This is a genomic window from Amycolatopsis sp. Poz14 (assembly GCF_006704225.1).
In the GTDB taxonomy this organism is placed as follows: Bacteria; Actinomycetota; Actinomycetes; order Mycobacteriales; family Pseudonocardiaceae; genus Amycolatopsis; species Amycolatopsis nivea.
In genome coordinates this window covers 6,459,839-6,483,435 of sequence record NZ_JACLHD010000001.1, presented here as the reverse complement: position 1 = coordinate 6,483,435, position 23,597 = coordinate 6,459,839, and the positions used below count along the sequence as shown (strand labels likewise).

Genomic DNA, 23,597 nt, shown 5'->3' with positions numbered 1-23,597 from the left:
GCTGATGACTTGAGCGCACGCGGCGTACCGGTTGCGCGTTCGGAATCCCGCACCGCCGCGTCCAGCATCGCCAAGCGCTTGTCCCGCAGCGGTTTCGCCGGGGCGACGGCGTTTCACGGCGTCCCGTTCACGGTCGAGGACTCGCTGGACGTGGCGGGGGAGGGGCACCGCACGCGGCTCCGCGCTCTTCCGGAACGGTGCACCCGCTGCCCCGGCTCACCTGATCGAGGAGTCCTCGGGAGCAGGACCGACCCGTCCTGCTCCCGAGGAAACAGCGCGAATTATTTGAAGACACCGAGTTGCCGAGCGACCTGCTCAGCAGCCCGCTGACCAGTCAGGACCGCACCGTTCATCGTTCCGGCCCACTCGCCCGCGGTTTCCACCCCAGCCCAATGCACGCGCCCGTGCGGCTCGGCGAGAGCGCTCCCGTAACTGCCGGACGCGTAAGGGGGAACCGCCGGATTCGGACCGCCCGGGGCGAACGGTTCCGTGCCCCAGCAGTGGTCCACGTAGTCGATCGGGGCGCCGGCCTGCGGCCCGTACAGATCGACGAGCTGCCGGACGACGCGGTCCCGCCGGGCTTCCGGGCTGAAGTTGTCGTACACCCGGGGGTCGCAGAAGGCCATCAGAATGCCCGGTCCGCTGTCGTCAGGCGAGACGTCGAAAGTGATGAACACGGTGCCGGTGTCGGTCAGTGCCTCGCCGGAAAGCCCGCTGCTGCGCCAAAACGGCTTCTCGTAGGCGACGAACGCCTTGCTCAACGCGCCCATCCGCCAGGTCTTGGCCAGCCACTCGCCCTTCTCCGGCAACGCTGGCTCGAACTCGATGTCGGCCCGGTGCGCGGGAGCAGCGGTGACAATGGCGTACTGGGCGTTGATCACCTCCGAGTCGGTGCTCACCTTAACGCCACTGCCGTCCTGCGCGATTCGCCAGACCGGAGTGCCCACCACCACCCGGTCGCCGAGCTTTTCGGCGAGCCGCGTGGCGATCTCCTGAGTGGTTTCGGCGTAACGCTCCTCTTGCTGACCGTCCTCGACGTCCAGCATGTGCGAAACCCCGCCCGCCGCGCGGATGTAGCGCAACGCGTGCAGCAGCGAGACGTCACCCGGGCTGCAGCCCCACTGCACCTTGCTGAGAATGGTCATCAGCGCACGCGTGCCAGGCTGCGCGTCGTTCTGGTCGAGCCATTCACCGAACGAAATCGCATCGAGCCGGTCGGCTTCCGGAGACTCCCAAACCGCTTCGACGTCGACCGTCGAGAGCAGCTCGTGCAGAATCCCTTGCACGCGGCCCATGTCCTCCACGGCCTCAGTCGAAATCTCGGGAATGGTGCCCTGGTAGGTACTGCGCTCCCCGCCCATCCACAGAACATTGAGACCTTTGGCGAACTGCGAGGTCGTAGTACACCCCAGCCGGCTCGCGAGATTCCGGATTTCCGTGTGCCGCCGCGAAACCCACGTCGCCCCGAGATCGACCTTGACCCCCGCGACCTCGCCGGAATACGACCGGCCACCGATCCGGTCGCGCCCCTCCACGACCCGCACGGACACCCCCAGGTCCGCGAGTCGTTCCGCAGCGGTCAACCCCGCGAATCCAGCGCCGACGATCACGACGTCCGCCGATACGGTATTCGGTTCACGCTCAACAGATTTCGACATAGTTCCCTCCTTGACACACGCGGTCCGCGTGGTGTGCGATGCATCGGGTAATCGCCTCGGCTGCGAAAATCCCGCGCACAGCTGGGCGGCCCGGTGTCCGGATGCCTCAGCTGTCATGACCGCCCTGGTTCTCGCTCTTTCTGCTGCCGATGCTTTCCACTGTTCCTGCCAGCGACAGCGGCTCCCCACTGCAGAACGCACCTGATTTCCCGAGGGCCGGTGCACGATGCACCGAGTTCCTTGGCCACAGACCAGCCGGGAAATCCGGAACCTTTCCATCCGCCAGGTTCCCGCCCGATGGCTGCCGAGAGCTTCGGGCGACTACTACAGTTTCTCTTATTCAGACGACCACCGTTGCAGTGCGGACCGGTCTATGCCGAATTGCATTTCACGAGCACTCTCGCTGGATTCGCTCGAGAAATTTTCGGGAGGACCGGGCCGCCTGCCCGGCAGAAGCCTGCCTCTGCCGGGCCTGGCGGAGATCACCAGAGGTGAACCAGCCAGTTTTCCGTTCTCACGTCCGTGTCGAAGACATCGTCGTGCTCGCGCGACAACTCGGTCAGGAATACGGCGACGGAGTAATCGCGGACATCAGACGATCTGGAGAAGTTCGCTCTCAGTCCGGAGCGTGCTAGTGAATCGCTGCACCTGCGCCAGGGGAGGGGACGGTGGCGTAGCCCAGACTTCGACAGTCAGCCTGACGTCGGCAATTCCCGGCCGGAGCGTGAACAGCATGCAGGTATCCGACGACGTCACTGCGTCGGCACCGGATGTGCGTTCGGTGAGTTGCCGGGCAACGGTGAGCACGTCGCCGGTTCCCATGACGAACTGCTGGAATTCGGGGCGAAGTTCGGCGCGGACCGCGGCGCGACGCGGTTGTGCCGTCATGGTCGGCAGCGTAGCCCCCGTGGCTGGCTGTCCGCTCCGCACAAGGGTTTCTACCAGGACGTCGATGACGTCGTAGGTGCCGCCGTTGAGGAGGTGCTTCCGGCCGGCTGTGTCCTTCAAAGCCGAGCCGGACGACAGTGTCGTCTTTCCGGTCAACGGTCGTGGATAGACCTTACGCTTACGCGGTCCTGGTGAAGATCATCTATGCGGGATTCCTGAGCCAGGCCCCGGCGGAGCCGGGATCCGGCGTCCCCCCCCCCGGGCCGTCCTGGAGGTCTGCGCCGCTGAGCGAGCACCCGCTTCGCCATGGGAAGCGGGTTTCCTTGCTCACGAGACGGCCGTGGATGTCACTGCATCCGCGGCCCGCATGGGTAAGTGGCCGCATGGACAGGACCGGCCCTGTCCTCCCAAGGTGTGCCTCTGGGCGAGTGCCAGCCGAGCGTGGTCGACAGGGCTTCGAGCGTGCGCGCGCTCCGTCGGCGCTCGACAGTGTGGTGCTGCAGCTCGCGCACGATCGCCTGCGACACGTGCGACCGCTCCGCCAGCTCGCGTTGCCGCCAGCCGAGTTCGTGCACCCGCATGTCGATCGCCTTCGCGACCGCCGCCCAATCCTCCGACACCTATTCCTCCGCGCTCCGCCTCAGCGCTCCGCCTCAGCGCCGAGATTAGCGCGTCATTGCGATCTTCTAGCGCTGCGTAGCGCGATTGTAACCGTTCGTTACCATACGGGTTGATCGGAGGTTCGGCTACTTGGAGCGTCTCGTCGGATTTGTCCGCCCAGAAGTCGAGGGTTGTGCGAGTTCGCTGCGTGCCTGGGCCTGCGGACGTGTCGTTGTTCGACTTGCCGGTGAGCGAAGCTGCCCGTCGCCGATAGGGATGCTCAAGCGTTAAGGACGGTCTTGGAGCATCTGGAGGGCCGCCGCAGTGCGCTGGCGACTGCTCGAACGCGACCTGTATAGGGCCGACCTGCAGAGATGCGAATGAGTATCTGAATGTTGAGAACATATGAGAATATCATGCGAGCTCTCAGCGCTGTTTCGCACCCCCCTGAAATGACGTGTCTGATCGTCGTATACTCTCTTCATCAGCAAGTCCGAGTGGCGGAATGGCAGACGCGCTAGCTTGAGGTGCTAGTGTCCTTAACGGACGTGGGGGTTCAAGTCCCCCCTCGGACACACTCACTATCTACACCAGGGCTGGCTGTCACATAGACAGCCAGCTCTTTTGGTTCGTAGCGTAGTTCCAGGTTCAGCTTGCCGTAGAGCCGGGCCAGGCCAGCTGGCTTCGCGTCCACCAGCGCGGCTCCGACGTCGCCCAGCGAATCGATCATCGCGTAGATCTCCGCGTCCGTGATCCTCCGCCCGGCTGGTGTGCTCTCCAGTTCGGCCTTGGCCGCGGCCCGCTCCGCTTGGGCCTGGTTCACCGCATCGACGACTGCCGACGGGTCGACTCCCGCGCCGATGGCGTCCTGGAACCGACGAAGCCGAGCCTCGGCATCAGCCAGCCGACGCCGCGCGACTTCACGCGCGTTCCCCGCCCCTCCGCCTGCCGAGCTAAGCAGCGCGGCAACCGTCTCGTCCACGTGCTCAGGGTCGAACAGCTGTCCAACCCACCCGTTGATCGCCTCGACCACGGTTCTCTCACGCAAGTTCACCGTCTTTGGATGATCGGCCAACATCGCGGAGCCTGGTGTCATTGTCCGCGCCGTGCACCGGTAGTACGCGCCTTTACGGATCGTCGCACCCTGCATTTTCCGACCGCAGACACCGCACCGAACCAGGCCGCGCAACAAGTAGAGCCGCGCCGTGCTGCGAGCACCACGCTCCGACCTCCGCGACGTCGCGAGCCCACCGCTCGACTTCGACCGCCGGAGCAACTGCGCTTGCGTGAAGGTCTCGACCGACACGATCTCCGGATGAGCAGGCTTCCGTGACCGGACGATCCGATCCGGAGTCGCGCGCCGGAACCGGACCACGTGACCCGCCGCCACGTCATCCGGGTCCAGCAGCGTTTCGTGCTTGGCCCACCGGCCGAAGACGGCATAGCCGGTGTACCGCGGATTGTCCAGAATCGCCCGGATGGTGCTGCCCTGCCACCCGTCGGCGAGCCGATGCCCGTTCTGATCCGGCCGCTTCGCCGAGGGACAAGGAATCCCTTCCAGATTCAGCATGTTCGCGATAGCGCGGTCGCCGTTCCCGTCCAGGTACTCCGCGAAGATGCGGCGGACGACGTCGGCTGCCGGCTCGTCGAGCGTGAGCAACCTCAGGCGGAACCCCCCGCCGCCTTCCGCGGATTCGGATGCGGTCCACCGTCGACCACGACGTACCCATACGGTGCACGACCGCCCTGATGCCGTCCCTCATTGACCACCTGCGCGTCCATCGCCGCACGCACCCGGGCCTGGACATGCTGCCGCTCCGACTCACTCATCCCGCCCAGCACACTCATCAACATCTTGTGCGAAGGGTTCCGCGGATCGAACTTCCCGCCCAGCTCAGGCACCCACAGATCCACCCCGTAGGCCGCAAACCTCGGTGCGATCAACGAGAACTGAAAAGAACCCTCTAGACGGCATGCTCTGTAAAATTTATGCCGATCATTCGCCACGCCGGATGGCCGGATTCCTAAAAACAGCCATCAGCAAACACTCCTACTAATTAGTATATCGCACGCCGAACTTCGGCGCTATCATAGCGACCATGAACAGCAAGAACCAGCCACATGACCCAATCGATATCGGCGAGTTCGATCCTTCCAAATTCCCTCGTACGTGGACGCATCCGAGAATTGGAAGACTTCGACGTTATCCCAGGATAAATATTTCAAGCACCGAAGAACTAATGTTGAAATTAGGGCAGCAATGGCATGCTCGACAATATAGTCACGAGTTTTCTCGCTACAGGCTTATGAGAGCACTAGCCACACCGTGCTACCTTATCTTAATTGGATACCTGACACTTTTGACAAGCAGGATATCGCTTATTCAGGACATCGGTCTCTTCGGGCGTTTCCTGCTCGCAGTTATAGTATCTGTTTTCATTCGAGCGATTTGGCTATCAAGGGCGGGCGGTGCAAAGCGTCGATTTTTCCGCGCTATAGGAATTGCGCTGCGAATGCTGGAGTCCGGACAGGAACAGCATGTAGAAAACCCTCGTTGGCTGAGATTCAAGCCGCACTATGACGGCAGTCTTGTGGAAGCATTAAATTTTGCAGGATTGGCCAGCCGCGCTTTGTTCGCCTTGCTGCAGCAGAGTCGACGCACCTGGCAATCTCCCCCGACTGTAGCCGAACGCGCAGTACGTCTATCCGCACCCCTCATCGATATCGAAATTGTCGACGACTTGGATATCACACATCCAGGAGTCGACCCGACGAAGTGGATTCTGCTATATGGGTTCCTCTATGACGTAGCCGCAGTTGTCGCAATTCGACGAGAAGATCTTATACCCGCTGTACGATCGCTGTATAGCAACCTCCCTTCTGGGCCACTAGATGCAATCTCCTGCAAAGAGCGAGATGTTCGCTACCTGAATCCGGCACATGAGCGGAGCCGATGGGAGCTTGCCAAAGACTACATACTGCCGTTGTCATCGTGGCTCAGCTTGACAGTCTCGATTATTGCTCTCGTGATTGCCAATAGTAAGTAACCTGCTCACGCTCATTGAAATCAGTAGCCCGCCCGACTGGCAGTCCGACCAGCCGACAGTTCGGACTATACCTTCGGAGGCGACGGGTCTTCCGCCTATAGCATGAGAGTATCGGCCGCGCAGATCCTTTTGTCGTAAACTATTCTGCATACCATTTCTGATATATGGGGCTAGTTGCCGACGAAGAATTCGACTTACTTTTATTGCATGACTCGCATAGCAGCTGCATGTTCGTCAAGTCATTCAGGCCACCATGCGATATGGGGACAATATGATCGAACTGATAACCTGGAATCGAACTCAGCACGGGTGACAAGTTGGCACGACATAAAGCGCATCTTCCTTTTTCGCGATGAAATACAGCTCGTCGAACCCATGCTGGCGGTGCAGTTCGCTTAAGCCTGAACCCGCCCCGTAAAAAGTTTGCCGCATCGCCGCCATACTCTTCCACGGTTTCCGGGCCAATCTCTCTGACTTTCATGGAAATGATTTCATTGAGTCGAGCCATGAGAACGCGGTTAATAAATACGACATGGAAAACCTCGTCTGCAATTCGCGCGAGAAGGTCATGATAAATCTGACTTAGCCTTAAGTCGTTCAGCATGTATTCGTAGCATGCGTCTGCAACTTTCGACGATTCTCGCCATTCAGAAACTTTTGGCCTGATTTCGACCATATCTCCGTCCGGAGGAGGAACCTCAAATGGCTCTGAGTCGAAGCCGTACGCGGTCATGCACAGATCAACAGGAAGAAACCGTTTTGTGTAAATCGAACCGCTTTCGCTCTGCATGTATTCAACAACGTATGGCCCAGAGGTGTCGTTGATAAACTTCTCGTCAGCGATCCATCGCGCGAACTTGTGAACCAGCGTATCTTTCTTCCAGTTTGGCGTGAACTCCAGAACGCCATCCTCAATAAACAAGTGTTCCAGCTCATGGAAATCTGGATTGTTCGCGATCCTCGCTAACTCGCTAGCGATGGAGTATGTGCGAAAGTATCTATGCGTGATCCAGTTCTTTGCCTCACGTGCGGACATCTTACTTTACCCCCCAAATATTGTGAACAATTGACACATTTTTCGTCGATATGTCGAATCTTTAAAGATCTGTATTTTAGAGTTGCTAAGTGTGACCGCTAGCGGGTGTACGCTTGCGCCTAGTTACGCGTTGCAGATTGCTGCGGACTGTCGAATGACGCAGTGTCAGGACCCGCTTGGATCTCCGCGAGTCGACGCAGCAAAGTAATTGTCATCTGCTCCATCAGGCCAGCTCGCTTCGCGTCAAGGGCATCGAATTCACCGTGTGCTGCCAGGTTTCGGACACCTGCGCAAACGTTGATCTCTTTCACGTCTTGCACAGTGATCAGCCGAGCGCGCCGCAGCTCCGCGGCAAGGACATCGATGCCGGAGCGGACCGGGTACGCGACGTTCTTGGCGTCGGCGATCGCGCGCAGTGCGATCTCCAGAGCAGCACCGCAGAGTACGATCGGAGCGGCGGAGTGGACTGTCTTGTCTTCCAGTAGATGGCGCACTTGATCCATCAGGTCCGTGCGAGTGCTAGAAATCTCTTCGAGCGCGCGCTCTCCAAAGATCTCGATCACGCCTGCACGGACCTGTCGAGACCACGCATCGAGAAGATCGCCGATCGCCCTGATACCGGTCTCCCGGCTTTGCCCTTCGCCGTGATTCACATAGAGGTCCGCCGCCTGAGTGAACCACTGGCTGTCTGGGCCAGCGTACAGACGCAGGAACTCCCGGGCCTCGGTTGCGGTGGCGACCAGGCGAAACAGTTCCTTCTTGTCGGCCTCCCAGTAACCGCTGCCGTACTCACCGTCTTTCCACGCCAAACCGGTGCGAAGTCGATGAGCGAGGTCATCGGCGTAGTCGAGCAGTTGGTCCTTCTTCATAGTTGCAGGATGCCACGTCCCACCGACAGTCCCGCCGCGTCATTCAGGTGGGTAAATTTGAACCTGTCTGGGCATCGCTGCGCCCAGTCGGTTCCGTGTTGCCAAGGCCGACTGACGGGAGAAGGTCGGACCGTCACCCGTCGTTACCCAGCGTCAAGCGTGTGGATAGTGTGCAGGTCCCCCCCTCGGACACACACGTTAGACACACGGGGAGAGGCGGTCACTACGACCGCCTCTTTTTCATTGTCATAGCTCAGCTGGACGCCGAGGTCCTGGTAGACCCGCGTGATCCGCTCCGGCGTCCGCGAGTTCAGCGCTCGGGCCACGTCGTCCATCGAATCGAGCCGCGCGTAGCCCTCCGCTGCCTCGATCACGCTCGCCTTCGGCAAGTGCTGCAACTCGGCACGCGCCGCCTCCCGCTCCGCCTGCGCCGTGTTGATCGCCTCGACCACTGCGGCCGGATCCGCACCTGCCTCGATCGCCGCCTGATGTCGGCGCAACCGCGACTCCGCATCGGCCAATCGCTTCTCCGCTGACTCCCTGCCGGTCGCGTGCGTCCCGCTCTGCGAAGCCACCAGCGCGGCGACCGTATCGTCCCGGTTCGCCGGGTCGAACACCTGACACAGTCAGCCGTTCAGCGCGGGCATCACGACGTCTTCCCGCAGATTGACCGTCTTCGGGTGGCTCTCCAGCGCGGGTGATCCAGGTGCCAACGTTCGGGCCATGCACCGGTAGTAGACCGCCTTCCGGATCGGTGCATCCTGCATCTTCCGTCCGCAGATCTCGCAGCGGATCAGTCGTGCGGCGCGGGACGGCGCCTCACGCCGCCGCCCGCCCGCACCCCGTCCTGTCTGATGAATTCATCCGGATAGAACAGCCGCAGCAGCGGCCCAGTCATGGCGGTGGTGACCACGGCCATGACGACCATGACCGAATAAAGCGCGTGGTCGAGCACTCCGAGCTGGAGACCGACGGCGAGGATGATCAGCTCGGTCAGGCCGCGCGTGTTGATCAGCGTCGCCAGCACCACCGAGTGGCGTGCCTGCACGCCGTTGGCTCGGGCACTGAGGAAGGCGCCCGCGAACTTGCCGCCGATCGCGGTCAGCAGGATCAAACCGAGCTCCGCCAGCCCGCCGGCGCCCACGCGGACAGATTGACGTTGAGGCCGGCGACCACGAAAAAGACCGGCAGCAACACCACTGAGCAGATCTGCCCGACCCGTTCGAGGATCTCCGTGCGCAACACCACCGCCTCGCCGTGCGGCATGATCACGCCGAACAGGAACGAGCCGAAGATGAAGTGGAGCCCGATCCACTCGGTCGCGGCACCGGACAGCAGCAGGCCGGCGAACACGGCGGCTAGCACGCCCACCGTCAACCGCCCGTCCCGCATGCGGGCGGCGATCCTGCGCAACAGCGGCCGCGCCACCCAGTGCATCACCGCCAAGTACGGCAGCACCAGCAATACCCTCCACTGGTTCGGCCCCCGCCCGCAGGCGCGACCACGACCGCCAGGAGCGACCAAGCCAGGACGTCGTCGACGGCTGCGCAAGCCAGCGCCAACCCGCCGAGCGGCGTGTTGATCATGCCTCGATCGGCGAGAATCCGGGCCAGCACCGGAAAAGCCGTCACCGACATTGCGGCCCCGAGGAACAGCACGAACCCCAGCCGGTTGCCGTTCGCGTGGTCGCGCGCGAGATGCGACGCGAGCAGCACCCTCAACCCGAACGGCACGACGATGGATCCCATCGCCACAGTGACGGCCACTCGCCCCTGTCCGCGCAGCAAACCGCGCTCGAGCTCCAGTCCGACGACGAACATGAACACGGCGACACCGACGTTGGCCAGCGCCGTGAGCGACGGCCGCACATCGACGGGAAACACCGTTCGCGCGATCGCGCCGCCGAACAGCGTCGGCCCCATGAGAAGGCCCGCCAGGATCTCGCCGATCACCGGCGGCTGTCCGAGTCGTCGCGCCACCGCGCCCAGCACCTGGGCGAGCGCAATGATCAGCGCGAGATCGAACAACAGGGCCAGCACCAGATCGGGCTTCACCGCGGAGGACCCCTGCCCGCACGCATCCGAGGACCGCCCCCGGTGCGTCCAGGCTTGCCGCGACGCCAACCCGACGGTCAACGGACGCGATCCGACGATGAGCGGCAGGCCCGCAAACCCGGGGTGCTGCTGCAGCGGAACCGGGGTCGTTAGGGGGCGACCCCGGCAGCCGTGACCTACGAAGGCACGTCGACCGCACAGATCTGCGAGATGAGCGGCCGCAACGCATCGATTGGCCCCTGCACCGTCTGCCGCACGATCAGCCCGAGCAAGCAGGAGAACAACGCCTCGGCGTGCAGTTGCGGCTCCGGCACGGGCACCGCGGCGAGCAGTTCCTCATAGATCGCGGTGACTTCGCGGTTGAGCCGGTCGATCGGCTCGACCCTGCCCTTGCGGGTGGCGTCGATCCAGTAGTCGAACCACAGCAGGGCCGTGCTGGGCATCTGCGCGAAGATGCCCAGGAACTCCTCTACCGCGGCCCAGAACCGACGGCTCGGGTCCTCGTGTGCGGCCGCGGCGGCACGCAGGCGGTCCATGAACGCCTGCAGATGCTGGGCCATCGCCTGGTCGACGAGCTCGTCCATGTCGCTGAAGTAGTAGTGGATCGCGCTCTTCGCGAGCGGGCCCGCTTCTTCCACCGCGCGTGTCGTGCACGCCGCCAGCCCGTCGCGGGCGAGCACCACCCGGGCCGCCTCGATGATCTGGCGCTGCTTCTCCAGCTGGTTCGGCGACAACTTCGCCTTGGTCAATGGGCTGCGAACCGTCACAGGCACCAGCGTAATGCCAGGACGGATCCGCGCGACACACCGAGTTCGGGTCAAGTGACCTATCTTTGAGGTCAAGTGACCGATAGTGTGTGGGTCAAGTGACCTGTCAAAGACCGGGAAAGGATCTTCGATGACTCCGCCGTTTGTTTTCTTCGACCTGCGCACCAGCGATGTCGAGGCGGCGCGCTCGTTCTACACCGAGCTGTTCGGCTGGCCCGTTGCCGAGCTGCCGATGGGCGGGAAGCAGATCCCGATGTTCGCCGACGAAACGGGCCCGTGGGCTGGCTTCACGCCGATCGCCGAAGGCGACGGCCGGGCTCCGCAGTGGGTTCCGTACGCGCCGGTCGACGACCTCGACAAGCCGACCGAGCAGGCCAAGGCGCTCGGCGCGACCGTGGTTCGCGAGCGCACCGACCTGCCGGTCGGCTCGCTCGTGGTGATCAATGACCCCACCGGCGCCACGCTGGTGCTGTGGGAACCGCGCGCGCAGTGACGCGCGTGCCGATGAGAAAAGGTTTCCTGATGTCCACGGTTCCCAAGCCGGACGCCCGGCAAGGAGCAGTGCCGCGGCAGGAACGGCGGCAGCGGTACGCCCTGCTGGTGATGGTCCGGTTGCACTTGTGGCTCCGCCGAAGGTCCAGCCGGTCAAGACCTCTCATGGAGTAGAGGTCATCCCGGGATGGAGAGACTCAGTGGCGGTTGACCTTGTATCAACTGGCAAGCCGGGCTGCTGCTAAGACTGCCTGGGGCAATCCGGCTTTCAGGTGATTTCGTTTGTCCGGCGCGCTTATCGCGGCGAAACTCGCTTCGTTTGCGGACTGCTCCAGTCGCAGAACATGGCACCATCGCAATGTCCAGGACGCCCCCGATTCCGTGGGCCATCGCCTCAGCGGAGCCCTGGCCGTCGAGTTCGTCGGCCACGTGCGCGCCAAGCTGCCTGCCCTCGGCACGCATGCGCCGGGCGTACTTCGCCGCTCCGGCGGCACTAGCAGCCCGGCGTGGCGGCCGGGTCGTTTCGCTGCAACAGGTTTGGGCGAGGTCGGAGAGGTGACGCCGAGCAGCCGGGCGTCGCACTGTTGCCGGACGTCCGGCGCATCACAATGATTGTCGATGTTCTGTCGTGAGCAGGGCGTGGGCGAGTGAGTCGACGACGAATCGTTCCCACTGGAGCGGGCTCCAGCCGCGGTCGGTCAGGACCAGGTACATCTCCAGTCCTGACAGGGCGCACAGGATGTCGACGGCCTCGTCGACCGGCACCCGCAGCGCGGACATCGCATCCAGTTGCGTGGCCAGCACGCGGAACGCCGACGCGGTCTGCTCGCGGTTCTCGTTCCACTGCTTGGCCATGTCCGGGTCCACGGCGGAGGCGTCGCGCACGACGCGCATGATCGGGCCGACCCGGGTCATGATCTGGCGGCCGAAGGCGGTCCACAGTTCGATTGCCCGCCGGGGGTCCTGCTCGGTGCGGGCTTGTTCGGCGTAGGGGCGGTCGAGCACGGGGACCGGTTCGTCGTCGCCGACCGCGGCGACGTCCACCGCCTCTTTGAGCACCGTGCGCTTGTTGCCGAAGTGGAAGTACACGGTCTGCACCGCGACGTCGGCGCGGCGCGCGATTTCCTCGAGGGTCGTCGCCGCGTAACCGTTGGCCACGAACGACTCCGACGCCGCGGTCACGATCCGGCGGCGGGTGGCCCGTGTGCGGGCGGCCCTGGGCTTGACGTTCTCGCTCATTGGTCGCATTCTAACTCTAGAGTTCGACTACAACGAAATGAGGGGCCGATGGAGATCGGCGGCATCCACCACGTCAAGCTGCCCGTCAGCGACGTCGCGCGCAGTCGTACCTGGTACGAGCGCGTGCTCGGCTTCGAGCAGGCGATCGAGTTCGTCGAGGACGGCGAGGTTCGCGGTGTCGCCCTGCGGCACGCCGGCTGCGCGCCCCAGCTCGCCCTGCGGCACGATCCCGCCCGGGCCGCGGCGCTGTCCGGCTTCGACGCCCTCGCTCTGCTGGTCCCGAGCCGGGACGCTGTCCAGGCGTGGAAGACCGCGCTGGACCAGGCGGGCGAACCGCATGGCGGCGTCGTGACCGGCCACCACGGCGGCTCCGTCCTGGTCGGCCTGCACGACCCCGACGGAATCGAGATCCGGCTCTACGCCGAATGAAAGGAACCCAGATGAACACCATGACTGTTAACGGCACCACCATCGGGTGGGCCGACACCGGCGACAACACCGGCGGTGACGTCACCCTGCTCCTGCACGCCGGCGGCTTCGAGGCGTGGTTCGCGCCGCTGGCCGGACTCCTCGACGGCCGGGTGATCCGAATGCGGAGAGCCGGTTACGCCGGTGGCCCCGAGCCGTCCGGGCTGGTCGACCTGGCCGGGCACGCGGCGCACGCCGCGGCGCTGCTCGAGCGGCTGCATGCCGTGCCCGCCACCGTGATCGGCCATTCCTCCGGCTCGGCGATCGCGCTGCAGCTCGCCCAGGACCGCCCCGAGCTCGTGTCGCGGCTCGTGCTGTGCGAGCCGCCGTTGATCGACGCCCTGATCGACCCGGCCGACCTCGCCGACGTGCGGGCGACGATCGGCCCAGCCATCGGCAAAGCCATGCACGCGATGGGAAACGGCGATCTCCCGGCCGCGTTCGACGCCTTCATGTCCGCCGTCTGCGGCCCCGGCTACCGCGGTGTGCTCGGCGAGACGCTCGGCCAGGACGGGCTCGCCCGGGCCGAGCGCGACTCCGGCTTCTTCTTCGCCAACGAGATCCCGGCCCTCAACGGCTGGACGCCCGGCGACCTGGCCTCGATCACCGCGCCGGTCGTCTTCGTGCAGGGCGCCGCGAGTCCACAAGCGACACACCGGATGATCGCCCGCCTCGCGGCCCTCCTGCCCGACGCCCGCGTCGTCACGCTCGAGCACGCCAACCACCTGCTCCCGCTCACCCACCCCGCCGAGCTGAAGACCTTGCTCGGCTCGTGGAACCCCACCGCGGCGCCAAGCCCAGCCTGAGGACCTGATCACCGCCCGTGGGAACCCGACACACGCGGCTCGCCAGGATCGCGTCGGAGAATCCGCGGTGCGCGGGAACCGCACGGCGAGCCCTTTTATCCTGGCGTGGATGCGTTGGCGGGCAAGGGGTGCAGGCGGTGGACAGGTTGATCGTGCAACCAGGGCCCCAGCGGTTCGGGCAGCAACGGTTGAGCGTGGCGGTCGGCAATCACAGTGGTCGTCCCGTAGTGGAAGCACGAGCCGCCTCCGTCCAGGTCCTTTCCGGCGAGCAGTTTTCGATCAGGCCGGGAGGTCTCGGACCGGACGAGGCGATCAGATGCAAAGTTCCAGCGCCTGGTGGAGCTTCCGGCTGGATACAACGTCGAATGTGCGTTTGGCCCATGGCGGGCAATTACGTGAAACGCGGGAGCTTCGACTTCGAGGTGGAGGTGATGCGCGTTCTGGGGAAAGGCCGTCCTGCTCGACCGCCGAGCAGCACAAGCCGGGATCGGGCCGGCCGAGGTTTACGAGCTGTCGAGGACCGAACAGTTCGCGGCGACTCAGAGCAAGAAACCCTTGCCGCGGGCCAGTTTCGGCCCGGTCGGTTGCCCAAGACGCTACGGCGAGGCGCGAGAAGCCTTACGGACTGCCAAGCCTCTGCGCGGCCTGCGGTGTGAGAAACCCCGCGCTGGCCAGCCGCTGCGGCAGGTCGTGCAGGGCGGGCTGGCGGGTCAGCGCTTGGCCGAACACGTTCCGGGCGTCGTCGATCCGGCCCGCACGGGCCAGGACCACCGCCTGCCACAGCAGGAACTCCGCGTTCCGCGGCTGCAGCGCCACGACGTCCGAGTCTCCTTGCGTCAAGCCCGCCAGCACGGGCTCCGGGTTCGTCGCGGCAGGCTGTCCGGCGATCGCGCCCGGGGTGGCGAACGCTCGCTGCAGGTGGGTCATCGCCCCGTGCAATACGAGCAGCCGTGGGTGTCCTGAGCGGTTGATGGCGGCAAATGCCGCGTCGAACCGTTGACTTCCGCGATGCCGGGGCCACGTCGTCCATCGAGTTCAGCCGCGCGTACCCCTCCGCAGCTTCGATGACCGTTGCCTTCGGCAATTGCTGCAACTCGGCGCGAGCCGGTTCCCGCTCCGTCTGCGCCGTGTTGATCGCCTGGACCACTGCGGCCGGACCCACGCCTGCCTCGAACGCCGCTTGGTTCCCCGGGTCGAACACCTGACGGAGCCAGCCGTTCAGCGCTGGTATCACGACGTCTTCGCGCAGATTGACCGTCTGCGTGATGCGCGGCCAGCAGGGCGGCGGTGAGCGCGTGCGCGACCGGGATTCTGGCGGGCACAGGAGCGTTTCTCCCGGGCTCTACCCGTGACCCGGCAGCACCCTAGACCGGACCTGGAACCGGACTCCTTCCGGGGCTTCGAGGGAGAATTCGTTCCCCCGGCCGGGCACGACGTCGACGGTCAGGTCGTTGTGCCGCCAGTGTTCGTACTGGTCGGCGCTCATCCAGTACGGCGTGCCGCCCGCCAGTTCGCCGATCAGGACGTCCGAGCGGCCCAGTCGGAATTCGCTGTGCGGGTGGCACATCGGCTCGCTTCCGTCGCCGCGGCCGCCGGTCTGCTGGACCATCAGCGGGCCGTGCCGGAGGCGCAGGCGGAGGATCAGGTCCTCGGCTGCGCGGGTGATCCGCACCCGGACGAAAGGCCCGCTCGCCGTCCCGGATTGTCCTTCCACCGTTTCCCCTTCCTCGCCGGTCGCCGTGACGGGGCTCACGATGCGCGCGGAAGGTTGGCACGGGGTTGGCGTCCGGCGTCACTCCTGCCGGGCGACGGCGAGGCGGCCGGCGGCGATGGCTCGGCGGGCGTCGTCGCGGGGGAGCGAGCCGAGGGCGTGTTCGTGGATTTCCGCGTCGTACCAAGCACGTTCGCCGTAGGCCAGTGCGGGTTCCGGTGCCTCGCTGGCCAGCACCGCTTCGCGCATGGTCACTTCGAGGTGGTCTCGCCAGCGCACGATGCCGGGTGCTTCCGACTGCGGCAGCAACGGACCGCGGTACAACCGCACGGCTGTGGCCAAATCCCGGCGCTCCAACGCTTTCAGCACGTCCACCGCGTCGCATTCGATCGGCACCGTCGAGGCGTAGCGGCGGGCGGTGAGGACGCCGCCGAGCGCGTTGCGCAGGTGTGACGCCTCCGCGCGCACCGTTGTCGTGCTCACCATCCGGTCGCCGTACAGCGCTTCGCGCAGCGCGTCGAGCGAGTATCCCTCCGGCTGCAGCGCCAGCAGCGTCAGGATTTCCAGTTGCCGTGGGCGCAGGTTCAACCGGACCCCGTCGCGGACCGCGGCGGACACTCCCAGCGCTGACACCCGCAGCCCGGCGGGGGACACCGCGGGCAGCCCGGACTCGATGGCCGAGACCAGCGATCGCACCGTCGACATCGCCAGCGGATGCGAACGGTCCCAGGTACTCGACAGGTCGAGGACGCCGAGCACCTGGCCCCGCGCGTCCCGGATGGGGGCGCAGTAGCAGACCCAGCCGTGCAGCGCGGCCACCAAATGCTCGGCCGAGAACACGGCGCTCGGCCGTCCGGTGCGCAGGGCGAGCGACAGCGCGTTGGTGCCCATCGCCGTTTCGTCCCACCGTCCGCCGGGAGCGAAGTTGACCTGCTCGGCCCGCCTGCGCATGACCCGGCCGCCGCAGGTCCACAGGATCGTGCCGGTCTCGTCGGTGACCGCGGCGATGAAGCCCGCGTCGTCGGCGACGGTCCGCAGTTCGTCCTCGACGCGCCGCACCGGCTCGCGCAGCGGAGACCCGGCCCAGCGCGGCCGGACCACGCCGCCGTCGGCGACCGGTGCGCTGCCGGTCGCGGGGTCGACAGTGGGCAGCGACCTGATCCACGATTCGGTGACCTCGTGGCGGAGCATCAGGTCGCCGGAATCGGCACGGGGCGCCTGCCGCAGCCGGGGCACCACCTCCGCCCACCGCTGTTCGAGATCGATCCTGCGCCGCCGAAGCGCATCGAGTTCGTGCATGGACATCCCGACGTCGTCGTCTTGCGTGCCGGCCATCCATCCTCGCAAGCGCCCCCGCCGCGCGCACCTGTCCGATCGGACAGGTGCGCACGGCCGCGAAGGAGGGGGTGCCGCCGCCGGCGGGGGCTTACCCTGGAGAGCCCTCCGCCGGGCGGCGGAGGGGTTACCCTCGTGCAGGCATCACGCTCCTCAGCAGGTCGGGAGGTCCCGATGCTCCGACTCGCGGAAGGCGCTGCGATCACCATGGACCACGGGGCGGGCGAGGGCGGGCCGGGGGAGCTGTCCGGCCCGCAGGCCGTCGGCGCGCACCCCGCGCGCGAACCGGCGGGGCTGGCGAAGTTCCACGCCCCGGAGATCGTCTTCGGACCCGGTTCCCTGGCCGAGCTGGGCCACTGCACGCTGCGGGTCGGCGCGCGCCGCCCGTTCCTGGTCACCGACCCCGGACTGATCGAGGCGGGCTGGGTCGACGAGGCCGTCGGGCACCTGCGGCTGGCCGGGCTGGCCCCGGTCGTCTGGCACGGCGTCACGCCCAACCCGAAGGACCACGAGATCCAGAGCGCCTTCGAGCAGTACTGCGAAAGCGGCAGCGACGTGATCGTCGGCCTCGGCGGCGGGTCGTGCATCGACGCGGCGAAGGGCGTCGCGATCCTGTCCGGCAACGGCGGGCGCATCCTCGGCTACGAGGGCGTGGACAAGGTCGTGCACCCGATCCCGCCCACCGTCATGGTGCCGTCCACCTCCGGCACCGGCGCGGACGTGTCGCAGTTCGCCGTCGTCACCGACACCAGCCAGCACGTCAAGATCACCATCATCAGCCGGACGCTGGTGCCCGAGATCTCGGTGATCGACCCGCGGCTGCTGACCACGATGCCGGACCTGCTCAACGCGGCCACCGGCCTCGACGCGCTGACCCACGGCATCGAGGCGTTCGTGTCCAAGGCGCACAACCCGCTCACCGACAACCACGCGCTGCAGGCCGTCGGCCTGATCACCCGCAACCTGCTGCGCACCCAGCTCAAACCGCGCGAAGCCGAGGCGCGCACGGCGATGGCGCAGGGTGCGCTGGAGGCCGGGATGGCCTTCACCAACGCGATCCTCGGCGCCACGCACGCGATGAGCCACCAGGTGGGCGGGCTGCTCGACGCGCCGCACGGCGTGGTCAACGGAGTGCTGCTGCCGCACGTGATCCGGTTCAACGCCGCGCGCGAGCCGGAGCGGTTCGTCCCGCTCGCCGCGGCCGCCGGCATCGACACCGCGGGCCTGCCCGGGCTCGAAGCCGCGCACCTGCTCGCCGACCGCGCCCGCCGGCTCGCCGACGAGGTCGGCGTGCCGCGCGGACTGGCCGGGCTCGGCGTCACCGAGGACAAGATCCCGACGCTGGCCCGCACCACGATGAAGGACGCGTGCCTGGCGACCAACCCGCGCCAGGCCCGGGTGGAGGACATCGAGGCGCTGTTCCGGGCGGCGCTGTGAACGATCCCGAGCGAACCACGGCCGACCTGGGCGTCCTTACCGGGGTGCGGTCCGGCAAGCGGTCGTTCTATCCGGAGTACATCCGCTCGACCGAACGGGTTTCGCGGGCGGTCGAAGCGCTCGACGGCATCTCCCGCGCGCTCGTGCGCACCGCGGAGGGGCCGCGGGCGCTGGTCGAAGCGGTGCTGCGGGCGGCGTCGGAGCACCTGCAGGCGGACTGGCTGCTGCTCGCGGTCGCGGACGGCGCGTTGCGCGCCGCGCGGCCGAGGTTCGTGCTGAACGTCGGCGGGACGATCGTCGACGACCGGGCGGACGTTCCCGAGGAGGTCCTCGAACATCTCGACGTGCTGCGCACCCGGCCGTGGGAGCTCGACGGGTGGCCGCACCGGGACGGCCTGGTCCGCGCGACGATGACGCTGGACGACGAGCCGGTCGGCGGGATCGTCGCCCGGCCCGCGCCGGGTCTGGAGATCGCCGCCACCGACGTCGCCATCCTGCGCGTGCTGGGCAACCAGGCCGCGGTCGCGCTGCACAACTCGTTCCTGTTCCACGCCGCCGCCCAGCTGCGCGGCCGCACCGAACGGCTGTCCGAGGCCGCCGAACGCCAGGCCCGCGACCTCGCCGCGCGCAGCGCCGAGCTGGCCCAGACGCAGGAACGCCTGGTCGAGGTCATGCAGCGGCAGGTGCTCGACGACGAACGGCACCGGATCGCCCGCGAACTGCACGACAGCGTGGCGCAGTCCGTGCTGGGCGCGGGCATGACGATCGAGGTCTGCCGGGCCGAACTGGCCGCGCTGGGCGGCCGGGCCGCGGAGATCGCCGCGCAGCTCGCGCCCGCCAAGGAGCTGACGAGGCAGGCGGTCGAGCGGCTGCGCGCGTCGATTTACGCGCTGCACCACACTTCCGGCGAAACGCCCGGCCCGCTGCCGGTGCTGCTGGAACGACTGTCCACTGTGCACGGACTGACCGAATTGTCGGTCCAGGTGCGGGTCGCGGGCAGTCCGGTGGCGCTGCCGCCGCGGGCGGAACAGTCGCTCGTGCGGATGGCAGGCGAGGCGTTGTTCAACGCGGCCGCGCACGGCAAGGCCGAGCGCGCGCTGGTGCGCCTGCAGTACCGGCCGGACGGCTCGGCCGTGGTGCTCAGCGTGTCCGACGACGGCGACGGCGATCCCGCGCAGATCCGCCGGGCGCTGCGGCTGACGAAGGCGGCGGACCTTTCCGGGCGGCACCGCGGCCTGGCGAACATGCTGGCCAGAGCAGAGGAACTGGGCGGGGAGCTGACCATCCGCCGCTCCCGGATGGGCGGGATCCGCCTGCAGGTCCGGGTGCCGCTGCCGGTGCCCACGGAATGGGAGGCGCCCGATGACGGCTGAGCAGACTGTGCCCGCGGAGGCCGCCGGGCCCGTGCGGATCGTGCTCGTGGACGACCACGCGATCGTCCGGCAGGGCCTGCGCTCGCTGCTGGAGCGCGAAACCGACCTGCAGGTCGTCGGCGAGGCCGGGGCCGCGGACGAGGCGCTGGCGGTGATCGAGTCCGCCCGGCCGTCGATCGTGCTGCTGGATCTCAAGCTGTCCACCGGCGCGGACACCGAAGGGCTGGACCTGTGCGCGCGGCTCACGCGGCGCTATCCGGACCTGGGCGTGCTCGTGCTGACGACGTTCCTCGACGACGCACTGGTGGTCGACGTGGTCCACCACGGCGCGCGCGGTTACGTGGTCAAGGACGTGGACACCACCGAGCTGCTGCGCTCGATCCGCGCGGTGGCGCGCAACGAAAGCGCGTTCGACTCGCGGTCCGCGGCGGCGATGGCCCGTTCGATGCGGGTGGCCCGGGAACGCCCGTCGTTCACCGACCGGGAGCTGAACGTGCTGCGGCTGCTGGCGAACGGCCTGAGCAACCGCGTCATCGGCGGCAAGCTGTACATCTCCGAGACCACGGTGAAGTTCCACGTCCGCAACATCATGCGCAAACTCGACGCCAGCAGCCGGGCCGAAGCGGTCTACGAGGCCAGCAAGGCGGGCGTGATCTGAGACGGCCGGCCCGCCGCGGACGACACCACGCGGCGGACCGGCCGGACCGGGTTCAGCCGACCAGCGGGCGGCCGAGCGGGAGCCCCCTTCCGCCGGTGGCCAGCGAGGCGACATGGAAGAACAGGTAGACGCCGACCGCGACGAACGCGAACACGCCGACGCCGCCCGCGGTCTGCAGCGTCGCGGAGCCCTGGGCCGTGGCCGTCAGCACCAGCGCGAGCGCCACGTCGACGAGCACGAACAGCAGCGTGAACGCGAGCGGCAACCGGAGCGTGGCGAGGGTGAGCAGCACGATGGTGACCAGCCACGAGATCAGGAACAGCTCTTGTGTCGCGGTGACGTTCGCGGCCGGGACCGCGAACCAGCTGTGCAGCAGGCCGAACACCAGTACCGCGTAGCTCAGCCAGAAGCCGGAGAAGACGCCGAAGATGCCGGCGACCGCGTTCTGCCCGAGAGCCGCCGCCCACACCGCCGACACGAGCTGGCCGATCCCGGTGGCGACGAGGATGATCGCCAGCGGCGCGCCGACCGCGGCGGCCGGGACGAAGCCGACCAGCGTGAGCCCGAGCGCGATCGAGCCGACGAGGAAGGTCGGCACGCCGATCAGGGCCGGATCGCCGCCGAGCGGCGAGGGCGCCGGGTCCGGTTCGGCGGCCGCGTGGGAAACGGGGACGTCGATTTCCGCTGCAGTCATCACTTCCTCCTTAGGTCGCCGCGCACCGTTGCGCGGCAGTCAGCGGGGATGCAGCACGAGCCAGCCGCCGTGGTGCTCGTGCACGCTGAACCGGCGGCCCGAGCGGACCCCGAGCCGGCGCAGCGCGGGCAGGTCGAAGACGCGGACGTGCCCGTACTCCTCGGCGGGCTCGTCCTCGAACGGCACGGCGAGCACCACCGGCCCGCGCGCCAGCCGCGTCGCCTCGCGCACGACCTCCTCGCCGACGTCCGGGTCCAGGTGCTCCAGCAGGTGCAGCAAGGTCACGGTGTCCGCGGACGCGTCCGGCAACGGCAGCCGGGCCGCGTCGCACACGAGCGTTTCCACCGGGAGATCCCGCCGCGTCGCGTAGGCCTCGAGCAGTTGCATGGCGCCCGCCGACACGTCCGAGGCGACCACCTCGTTGCGGCCGCGTCCGGCGAGCAGCAGGGCGAAAAAACCGAAGCACGAGCCGAGGTCCAGGACGCGGCCGGGCGGCGTGAGGCGCAGCGCGTGCTCGTACACCGGCGCGAATCCGGCGATCACCGAGCGGCCGGGCAGGCGCGGCGGTTCCCGCAGGCACGCGCGGATCCGGTGGAGAGTGTTGTCGTAGAACCGCAGCCACGCTCGCATCGGATCGTCCACAGTGGACTTGACGACGCCGGTGAAGGCGTGCTCGAAAACCTCGGTCCCGGACAGCCAGCCGGGTGCGAAGAGTTCGTCGGCCAGCAGCCCGGCCAGGTCGTTGTCGAGGTCCTCCGGGCGCAGCCGGTGCCGCAGTTCCACCCGGCGGCCGTCCTTGTGCAGGCTGAAGTGCTCGGTCCGGACCAGCGGCGCGGGGCCGCCCTGCCCGGCGGTTTCCCGGACGACGGCGAGCGGCCGCGCGAAATACGCCCCGGCGAGGACGGGGGCGAGCGGGTCGAGGAAGCGGCCGGCGGTGCTCGGCGCGGTCGTCGTCATCCCAGCACGTCCTCGGCCAGCCGGAACGCCGCCCGGTCGAGTCCGGCCAGATCCGCGGCGACCTGCACGTGGTCGCAGAACTCCGCGTACGCGGGCAGATCGCATCCGCCGAGCCGCCACGAATACCGCGGTTCCGGGGTCAGCCACAGGGTTTGCCGCACGCGCCGGGTGATTTCCTCGAACACTTCGAGCTTCGGATCGTTGCCGTTGCCGCGGCCGTCCCCGAGCACCAGCAGCGTCGTGCGCCGGTTCAGCGCGGCGCTGTGGTCCTCGATCAGCTGCTCGAACGCCCGTCCGTAGTCGGAATTCGCGTCGACGTCCAGCAGCCCGCCCGCGGGCAGTCCGTCGAAAACCAGGCCCAGCGCGCGTTCGAGCGGGTGTTCGGCGAACAGTTCGGTGATCTCGGCCGGTTCGTCGACGAACGCGAACGTGCGCACCTGTCCGAAAAGCGACTGCAGGCCGTGCACCAGGTGCAGGGTGAACCGGGCGGTGGCGCGCACCGACAGCGAAACGTCGGCGAGCACGAGCAGCCGGGGCTTGTCCTCGGCCCGCGTGACTGTCACCGGACGGAACGGCACGCCGTCGTAGCGCATGTTCCGCCGCATCGTGCGGGCCGGATGCACCCGGCCGCGCAACGTGTTGCGCTTGCGGCTGGTCAGCGCGCCGCGCAGGGTGTGCGCCAAGCGCCGCAACGATTCTTCCAGCTGCGCGCGCTCGCGTTCGTCGACCCGCTCGGCCCGCGCCGCCTCGACGACCCGCGTCTCCACCGCGGTTTCGGCGAGTTCGGCCAGCTTCTCCAGATGCCGCCGCAGCAGTTCCGGGAGGTCTTCCAGCACCCCGGCCAGCCCGGGCGGCAGCTGCGCGAGGTCTTCTTCCGCGTCGTTCAGCCAGCCGAGCAAGGCGTTCTCCGGGGCGACGGTCAGCTCGACGTCGAGCCGGCGCCCGGTGGCGGGCGCGAGTTTGCCCGGCACCCCGGCGTTGTGCAGCGACGAGGTTTCCAGCTGCACGCTCGGCGCGGCCGTGCCGCCGGACGCGCTGTCCTTCGAGAGCACGATCTCGTCGGTCATCGCGGCCAGGTCGATCTTGTTCGCTTCCTGGTGCAGGTTGTACTGCTGGGCCAGGTCCTGCTGGTCGAAGTAGTCCCGGATGTCGGCGGGCTTGCCGTGGCTGTGCCCCTGCTCGGGGGTTTCGGACGGCTCCGGCGAGACGGTGAACGTTTCGAGTTCGCCGGTGTCGGACAGGTCGTCGTGGCCGTGCCCGTGCCCGGTTTCTTCGCGCAGCCGCTCGATTTCCCGCAGCGAAAAGTAGGCGTCGAACGCTTCCTCGAACAGTTCGTCGTCCCGCTGGTCCTTGACCAGCGTCATCCGCAACGCCTCGCGCAGGGTAGCGCGCTCGGCGAGGACCCCGGCCTGGGCCGCCGCGCGCATCGCGTCGGTCGCCTCGGAGACCGACATGCGCAAACCGAACAGGCGCAGCAGGCGCACGAACCGGTGCAGGCTGCTCTCCAC

26 protein-coding genes, 1 tRNA gene and 1 pseudogene are annotated in these 23,597 nt (G+C 67.1%); 8 read left to right on the top strand and 20 right to left on the bottom strand.

Features of this window, described 5'->3' with window-relative positions:
• Window positions 1-281: 281 nt before the first annotated feature.
• The 3 genes and pseudogenes from FKO37_RS30360 to FKO37_RS30350 all read right to left on the bottom strand — a co-directional run.
• Window positions 282-1,658, bottom strand: a complete 1,377-nt coding sequence (locus tag FKO37_RS30360) for a flavin monoamine oxidase family protein (protein WP_238606692.1) — start codon at window positions 1,656-1,658, stop codon at window positions 282-284.
• Window positions 1,659-2,249: 591 nt separating this feature from the next.
• Window positions 2,250-2,546 carry a hypothetical protein gene (locus FKO37_RS30355; RefSeq protein WP_238606691.1) on the bottom strand — a complete coding sequence of 99 codons (297 nt, stop codon included), beginning with the start codon at window positions 2,544-2,546 and terminating at the stop codon, window positions 2,250-2,252.
• Window positions 2,547-2,974: 428 nt separating this feature from the next.
• Window positions 2,975-3,166 (bottom strand): annotated as a pseudogene (locus tag FKO37_RS30350) (XRE family transcriptional regulator); the annotation flags it as partial.
• Window positions 3,167-3,637: 471 nt separating this feature from the next.
• On the opposite strand from FKO37_RS30350, the gene FKO37_RS30345 reads away from it, so the two are divergent.
• Window positions 3,638-3,721, top strand: a tRNA-Leu gene (locus tag FKO37_RS30345).
• Here the strand turns inward: FKO37_RS30345 and FKO37_RS30340 are convergent.
• On the bottom strand, window positions 3,703-4,806 hold the full coding sequence (locus tag FKO37_RS30340) for a recombinase family protein (protein ID WP_238606690.1): 1,104 nt from the start codon (window positions 4,804-4,806) through the stop codon (window positions 3,703-3,705). The two genes, FKO37_RS30345 and FKO37_RS30340, sit on opposite strands and share 19 nt — an antisense overlap.
• A 2-nt stretch (window positions 4,807-4,808) precedes the next feature.
• Window positions 4,809-5,153 carry a recombinase family protein gene (locus FKO37_RS30335; protein WP_374204419.1) on the bottom strand — a complete coding sequence of 115 codons (345 nt, stop codon included), beginning with the start codon at window positions 5,151-5,153 and terminating at the stop codon, window positions 4,809-4,811.
• Between the two features lie 92 nt (window positions 5,154-5,245).
• On the opposite strand from FKO37_RS30335, the gene FKO37_RS30330 reads away from it, so the two are divergent.
• Window positions 5,246-6,193 carry a hypothetical protein gene (locus FKO37_RS30330; RefSeq protein ID WP_238606688.1) on the top strand — a complete coding sequence of 316 codons (948 nt, stop codon included), beginning with the start codon at window positions 5,246-5,248 and terminating at the stop codon, window positions 6,191-6,193.
• Window positions 6,194-6,332: 139 nt separating this feature from the next.
• On the opposite strand, the gene FKO37_RS30325 is transcribed toward FKO37_RS30330, so the two are convergent.
• The 8 genes from FKO37_RS30325 to FKO37_RS30290 all read right to left on the bottom strand — a co-directional run bounded on the left by FKO37_RS30325 (window position 6,333) and on the right by FKO37_RS30290 (window position 10,919).
• On the bottom strand, window positions 6,333-7,229 hold the full coding sequence (locus FKO37_RS30325) for an HNH endonuclease (RefSeq protein WP_238606687.1): 897 nt from the start codon (window positions 7,227-7,229) through the stop codon (window positions 6,333-6,335).
• Window positions 7,230-7,348: 119 nt separating this feature from the next.
• Window positions 7,349-8,098, bottom strand: a complete 750-nt coding sequence (locus FKO37_RS30320; RefSeq protein WP_238606686.1) for a hypothetical protein — start codon at window positions 8,096-8,098, stop codon at window positions 7,349-7,351.
• Window positions 8,099-8,241: 143 nt separating this feature from the next.
• Window positions 8,242-8,715 (bottom strand): hypothetical protein, encoded by a 474-nt coding sequence (locus tag FKO37_RS30315; protein ID WP_238606685.1) that lies wholly within the window; start codon window positions 8,713-8,715, stop codon window positions 8,242-8,244.
• Window positions 8,716-8,724: 9 nt separating this feature from the next.
• On the bottom strand, window positions 8,725-8,865 hold the full coding sequence (locus tag FKO37_RS30310; protein ID WP_238606684.1) for a hypothetical protein: 141 nt from the start codon (window positions 8,863-8,865) through the stop codon (window positions 8,725-8,727).
• 26 nt (window positions 8,866-8,891) lie between these two features.
• Window positions 8,892-9,242 (bottom strand): cation:proton antiporter, encoded by a 351-nt coding sequence (locus FKO37_RS30305; protein ID WP_238606683.1) that lies wholly within the window; start codon window positions 9,240-9,242, stop codon window positions 8,892-8,894.
• Window positions 9,209-9,556 carry a cation:proton antiporter gene (locus FKO37_RS30300; RefSeq protein WP_238606682.1) on the bottom strand — a complete coding sequence of 116 codons (348 nt, stop codon included), beginning with the start codon at window positions 9,554-9,556 and terminating at the stop codon, window positions 9,209-9,211. Before FKO37_RS30300 ends, FKO37_RS30305 begins: the two co-directional genes overlap by 34 nt.
• A complete protein-coding gene (locus FKO37_RS30295; RefSeq protein WP_238606681.1) occupies window positions 9,535-10,152 on the bottom strand; it encodes a cation:proton antiporter in 618 nt (205 codons plus the stop codon). The genes FKO37_RS30300 and FKO37_RS30295 overlap by 22 nt, the downstream gene beginning before the upstream one ends.
• A gap of 176 nt (window positions 10,153-10,328) precedes the next feature.
• Window positions 10,329-10,919, bottom strand: coding sequence for a TetR/AcrR family transcriptional regulator (locus tag FKO37_RS30290; RefSeq protein WP_238606680.1), 591 nt, complete (start codon window positions 10,917-10,919; stop codon window positions 10,329-10,331).
• 130 nt (window positions 10,920-11,049) lie between these two features.
• Between FKO37_RS30290 and FKO37_RS30285 the strand changes: the two genes are divergently transcribed.
• Window positions 11,050-11,412 (top strand): VOC family protein, encoded by a 363-nt coding sequence (locus FKO37_RS30285; RefSeq protein ID WP_238606679.1) that lies wholly within the window; start codon window positions 11,050-11,052, stop codon window positions 11,410-11,412.
• A 602-nt stretch (window positions 11,413-12,014) separates the two neighbouring features.
• Here the strand turns inward: FKO37_RS30285 and FKO37_RS30280 are convergent.
• The gene (locus tag FKO37_RS30280) at window positions 12,015-12,650 is read right to left on the bottom strand and encodes a TetR/AcrR family transcriptional regulator (protein ID WP_238606678.1); all 636 of its coding nucleotides are present in this window, start codon (window positions 12,648-12,650) and stop codon (window positions 12,015-12,017) included.
• 48 nt (window positions 12,651-12,698) lie between these two features.
• On the opposite strand from FKO37_RS30280, the gene FKO37_RS30275 reads away from it, so the two are divergent.
• Both FKO37_RS30275 and FKO37_RS30270 read left to right on the top strand, forming a co-directional pair.
• Entirely contained in the window at window positions 12,699-13,079 is a 381-nt protein-coding gene (locus FKO37_RS30275; protein ID WP_238606677.1) for a VOC family protein, read from the top strand.
• An 11-nt stretch (window positions 13,080-13,090) separates the two neighbouring features.
• The gene (locus FKO37_RS30270) at window positions 13,091-13,924 is read left to right on the top strand and encodes an alpha/beta fold hydrolase (RefSeq protein ID WP_238606676.1); all 834 of its coding nucleotides are present in this window, start codon (window positions 13,091-13,093) and stop codon (window positions 13,922-13,924) included.
• A 618-nt stretch (window positions 13,925-14,542) separates the two neighbouring features.
• Here FKO37_RS30270 and FKO37_RS30265 read toward each other — a convergent pair.
• The 3 genes from FKO37_RS30265 to FKO37_RS30255 all read right to left on the bottom strand — a co-directional run bounded on the left by FKO37_RS30265 (window position 14,543) and on the right by FKO37_RS30255 (window position 16,970).
• Window positions 14,543-14,851: a hypothetical protein gene (locus FKO37_RS30265; protein WP_238606675.1), complete on the bottom strand. Its 309-nt coding sequence runs from the start codon at window positions 14,849-14,851 to the stop codon at window positions 14,543-14,545.
• A gap of 415 nt (window positions 14,852-15,266) precedes the next feature.
• Window positions 15,267-15,638, bottom strand: coding sequence for a DUF779 domain-containing protein (locus FKO37_RS30260; RefSeq protein ID WP_051173043.1), 372 nt, complete (start codon window positions 15,636-15,638; stop codon window positions 15,267-15,269).
• A gap of 78 nt (window positions 15,639-15,716) precedes the next feature.
• On the bottom strand, window positions 15,717-16,970 hold the full coding sequence (locus FKO37_RS30255) for a GAF domain-containing protein (RefSeq protein WP_238606674.1): 1,254 nt from the start codon (window positions 16,968-16,970) through the stop codon (window positions 15,717-15,719).
• Window positions 16,971-17,144: 174 nt separating this feature from the next.
• Here FKO37_RS30255 and FKO37_RS30250 point away from each other — a divergent pair, with 174 nt between their 5' ends.
• From FKO37_RS30250 to FKO37_RS30240, 3 genes are read left to right on the top strand one after another with little or no spacing between them, the layout of a single operon-like run.
• Window positions 17,145-18,407: an iron-containing alcohol dehydrogenase gene (locus FKO37_RS30250; RefSeq protein ID WP_200864500.1), complete on the top strand. Its 1,263-nt coding sequence runs from the start codon at window positions 17,145-17,147 to the stop codon at window positions 18,405-18,407.
• Entirely contained in the window at window positions 18,404-19,780 is a 1,377-nt protein-coding gene (locus FKO37_RS30245) for a sensor histidine kinase (protein ID WP_238606673.1), read from the top strand. The genes FKO37_RS30250 and FKO37_RS30245 overlap by 4 nt, the downstream gene beginning before the upstream one ends.
• Entirely contained in the window at window positions 19,770-20,438 is a 669-nt protein-coding gene (locus FKO37_RS30240; RefSeq protein WP_037814409.1) for a response regulator transcription factor, read from the top strand. Before FKO37_RS30245 ends, FKO37_RS30240 begins: the two co-directional genes overlap by 11 nt.
• 52 nt (window positions 20,439-20,490) lie before the next feature.
• Here the strand turns inward: FKO37_RS30240 and FKO37_RS30235 are convergent, their stop codons facing one another.
• Genes FKO37_RS30235 through FKO37_RS30225 form a run of 3 tightly spaced genes read right to left on the bottom strand, consistent with a single transcriptional unit; the run spans window position 20,491 to window position 23,597 of the window.
• On the bottom strand, window positions 20,491-21,132 hold the full coding sequence (locus tag FKO37_RS30235; RefSeq protein WP_238606672.1) for a GPR1/FUN34/YaaH family transporter: 642 nt from the start codon (window positions 21,130-21,132) through the stop codon (window positions 20,491-20,493).
• 39 nt (window positions 21,133-21,171) lie between these two features.
• On the bottom strand, window positions 21,172-22,089 hold the full coding sequence (mftM, locus tag FKO37_RS30230) for a mycofactocin oligosaccharide methyltransferase MftM (RefSeq protein WP_238606671.1): 918 nt from the start codon (window positions 22,087-22,089) through the stop codon (window positions 21,172-21,174).
• Window positions 22,086-23,597, bottom strand: coding sequence for a VWA domain-containing protein (locus FKO37_RS30225; RefSeq protein WP_238606670.1), 1,512 nt, complete (start codon window positions 23,595-23,597; stop codon window positions 22,086-22,088). The genes mftM and FKO37_RS30225 overlap by 4 nt, the downstream gene beginning before the upstream one ends.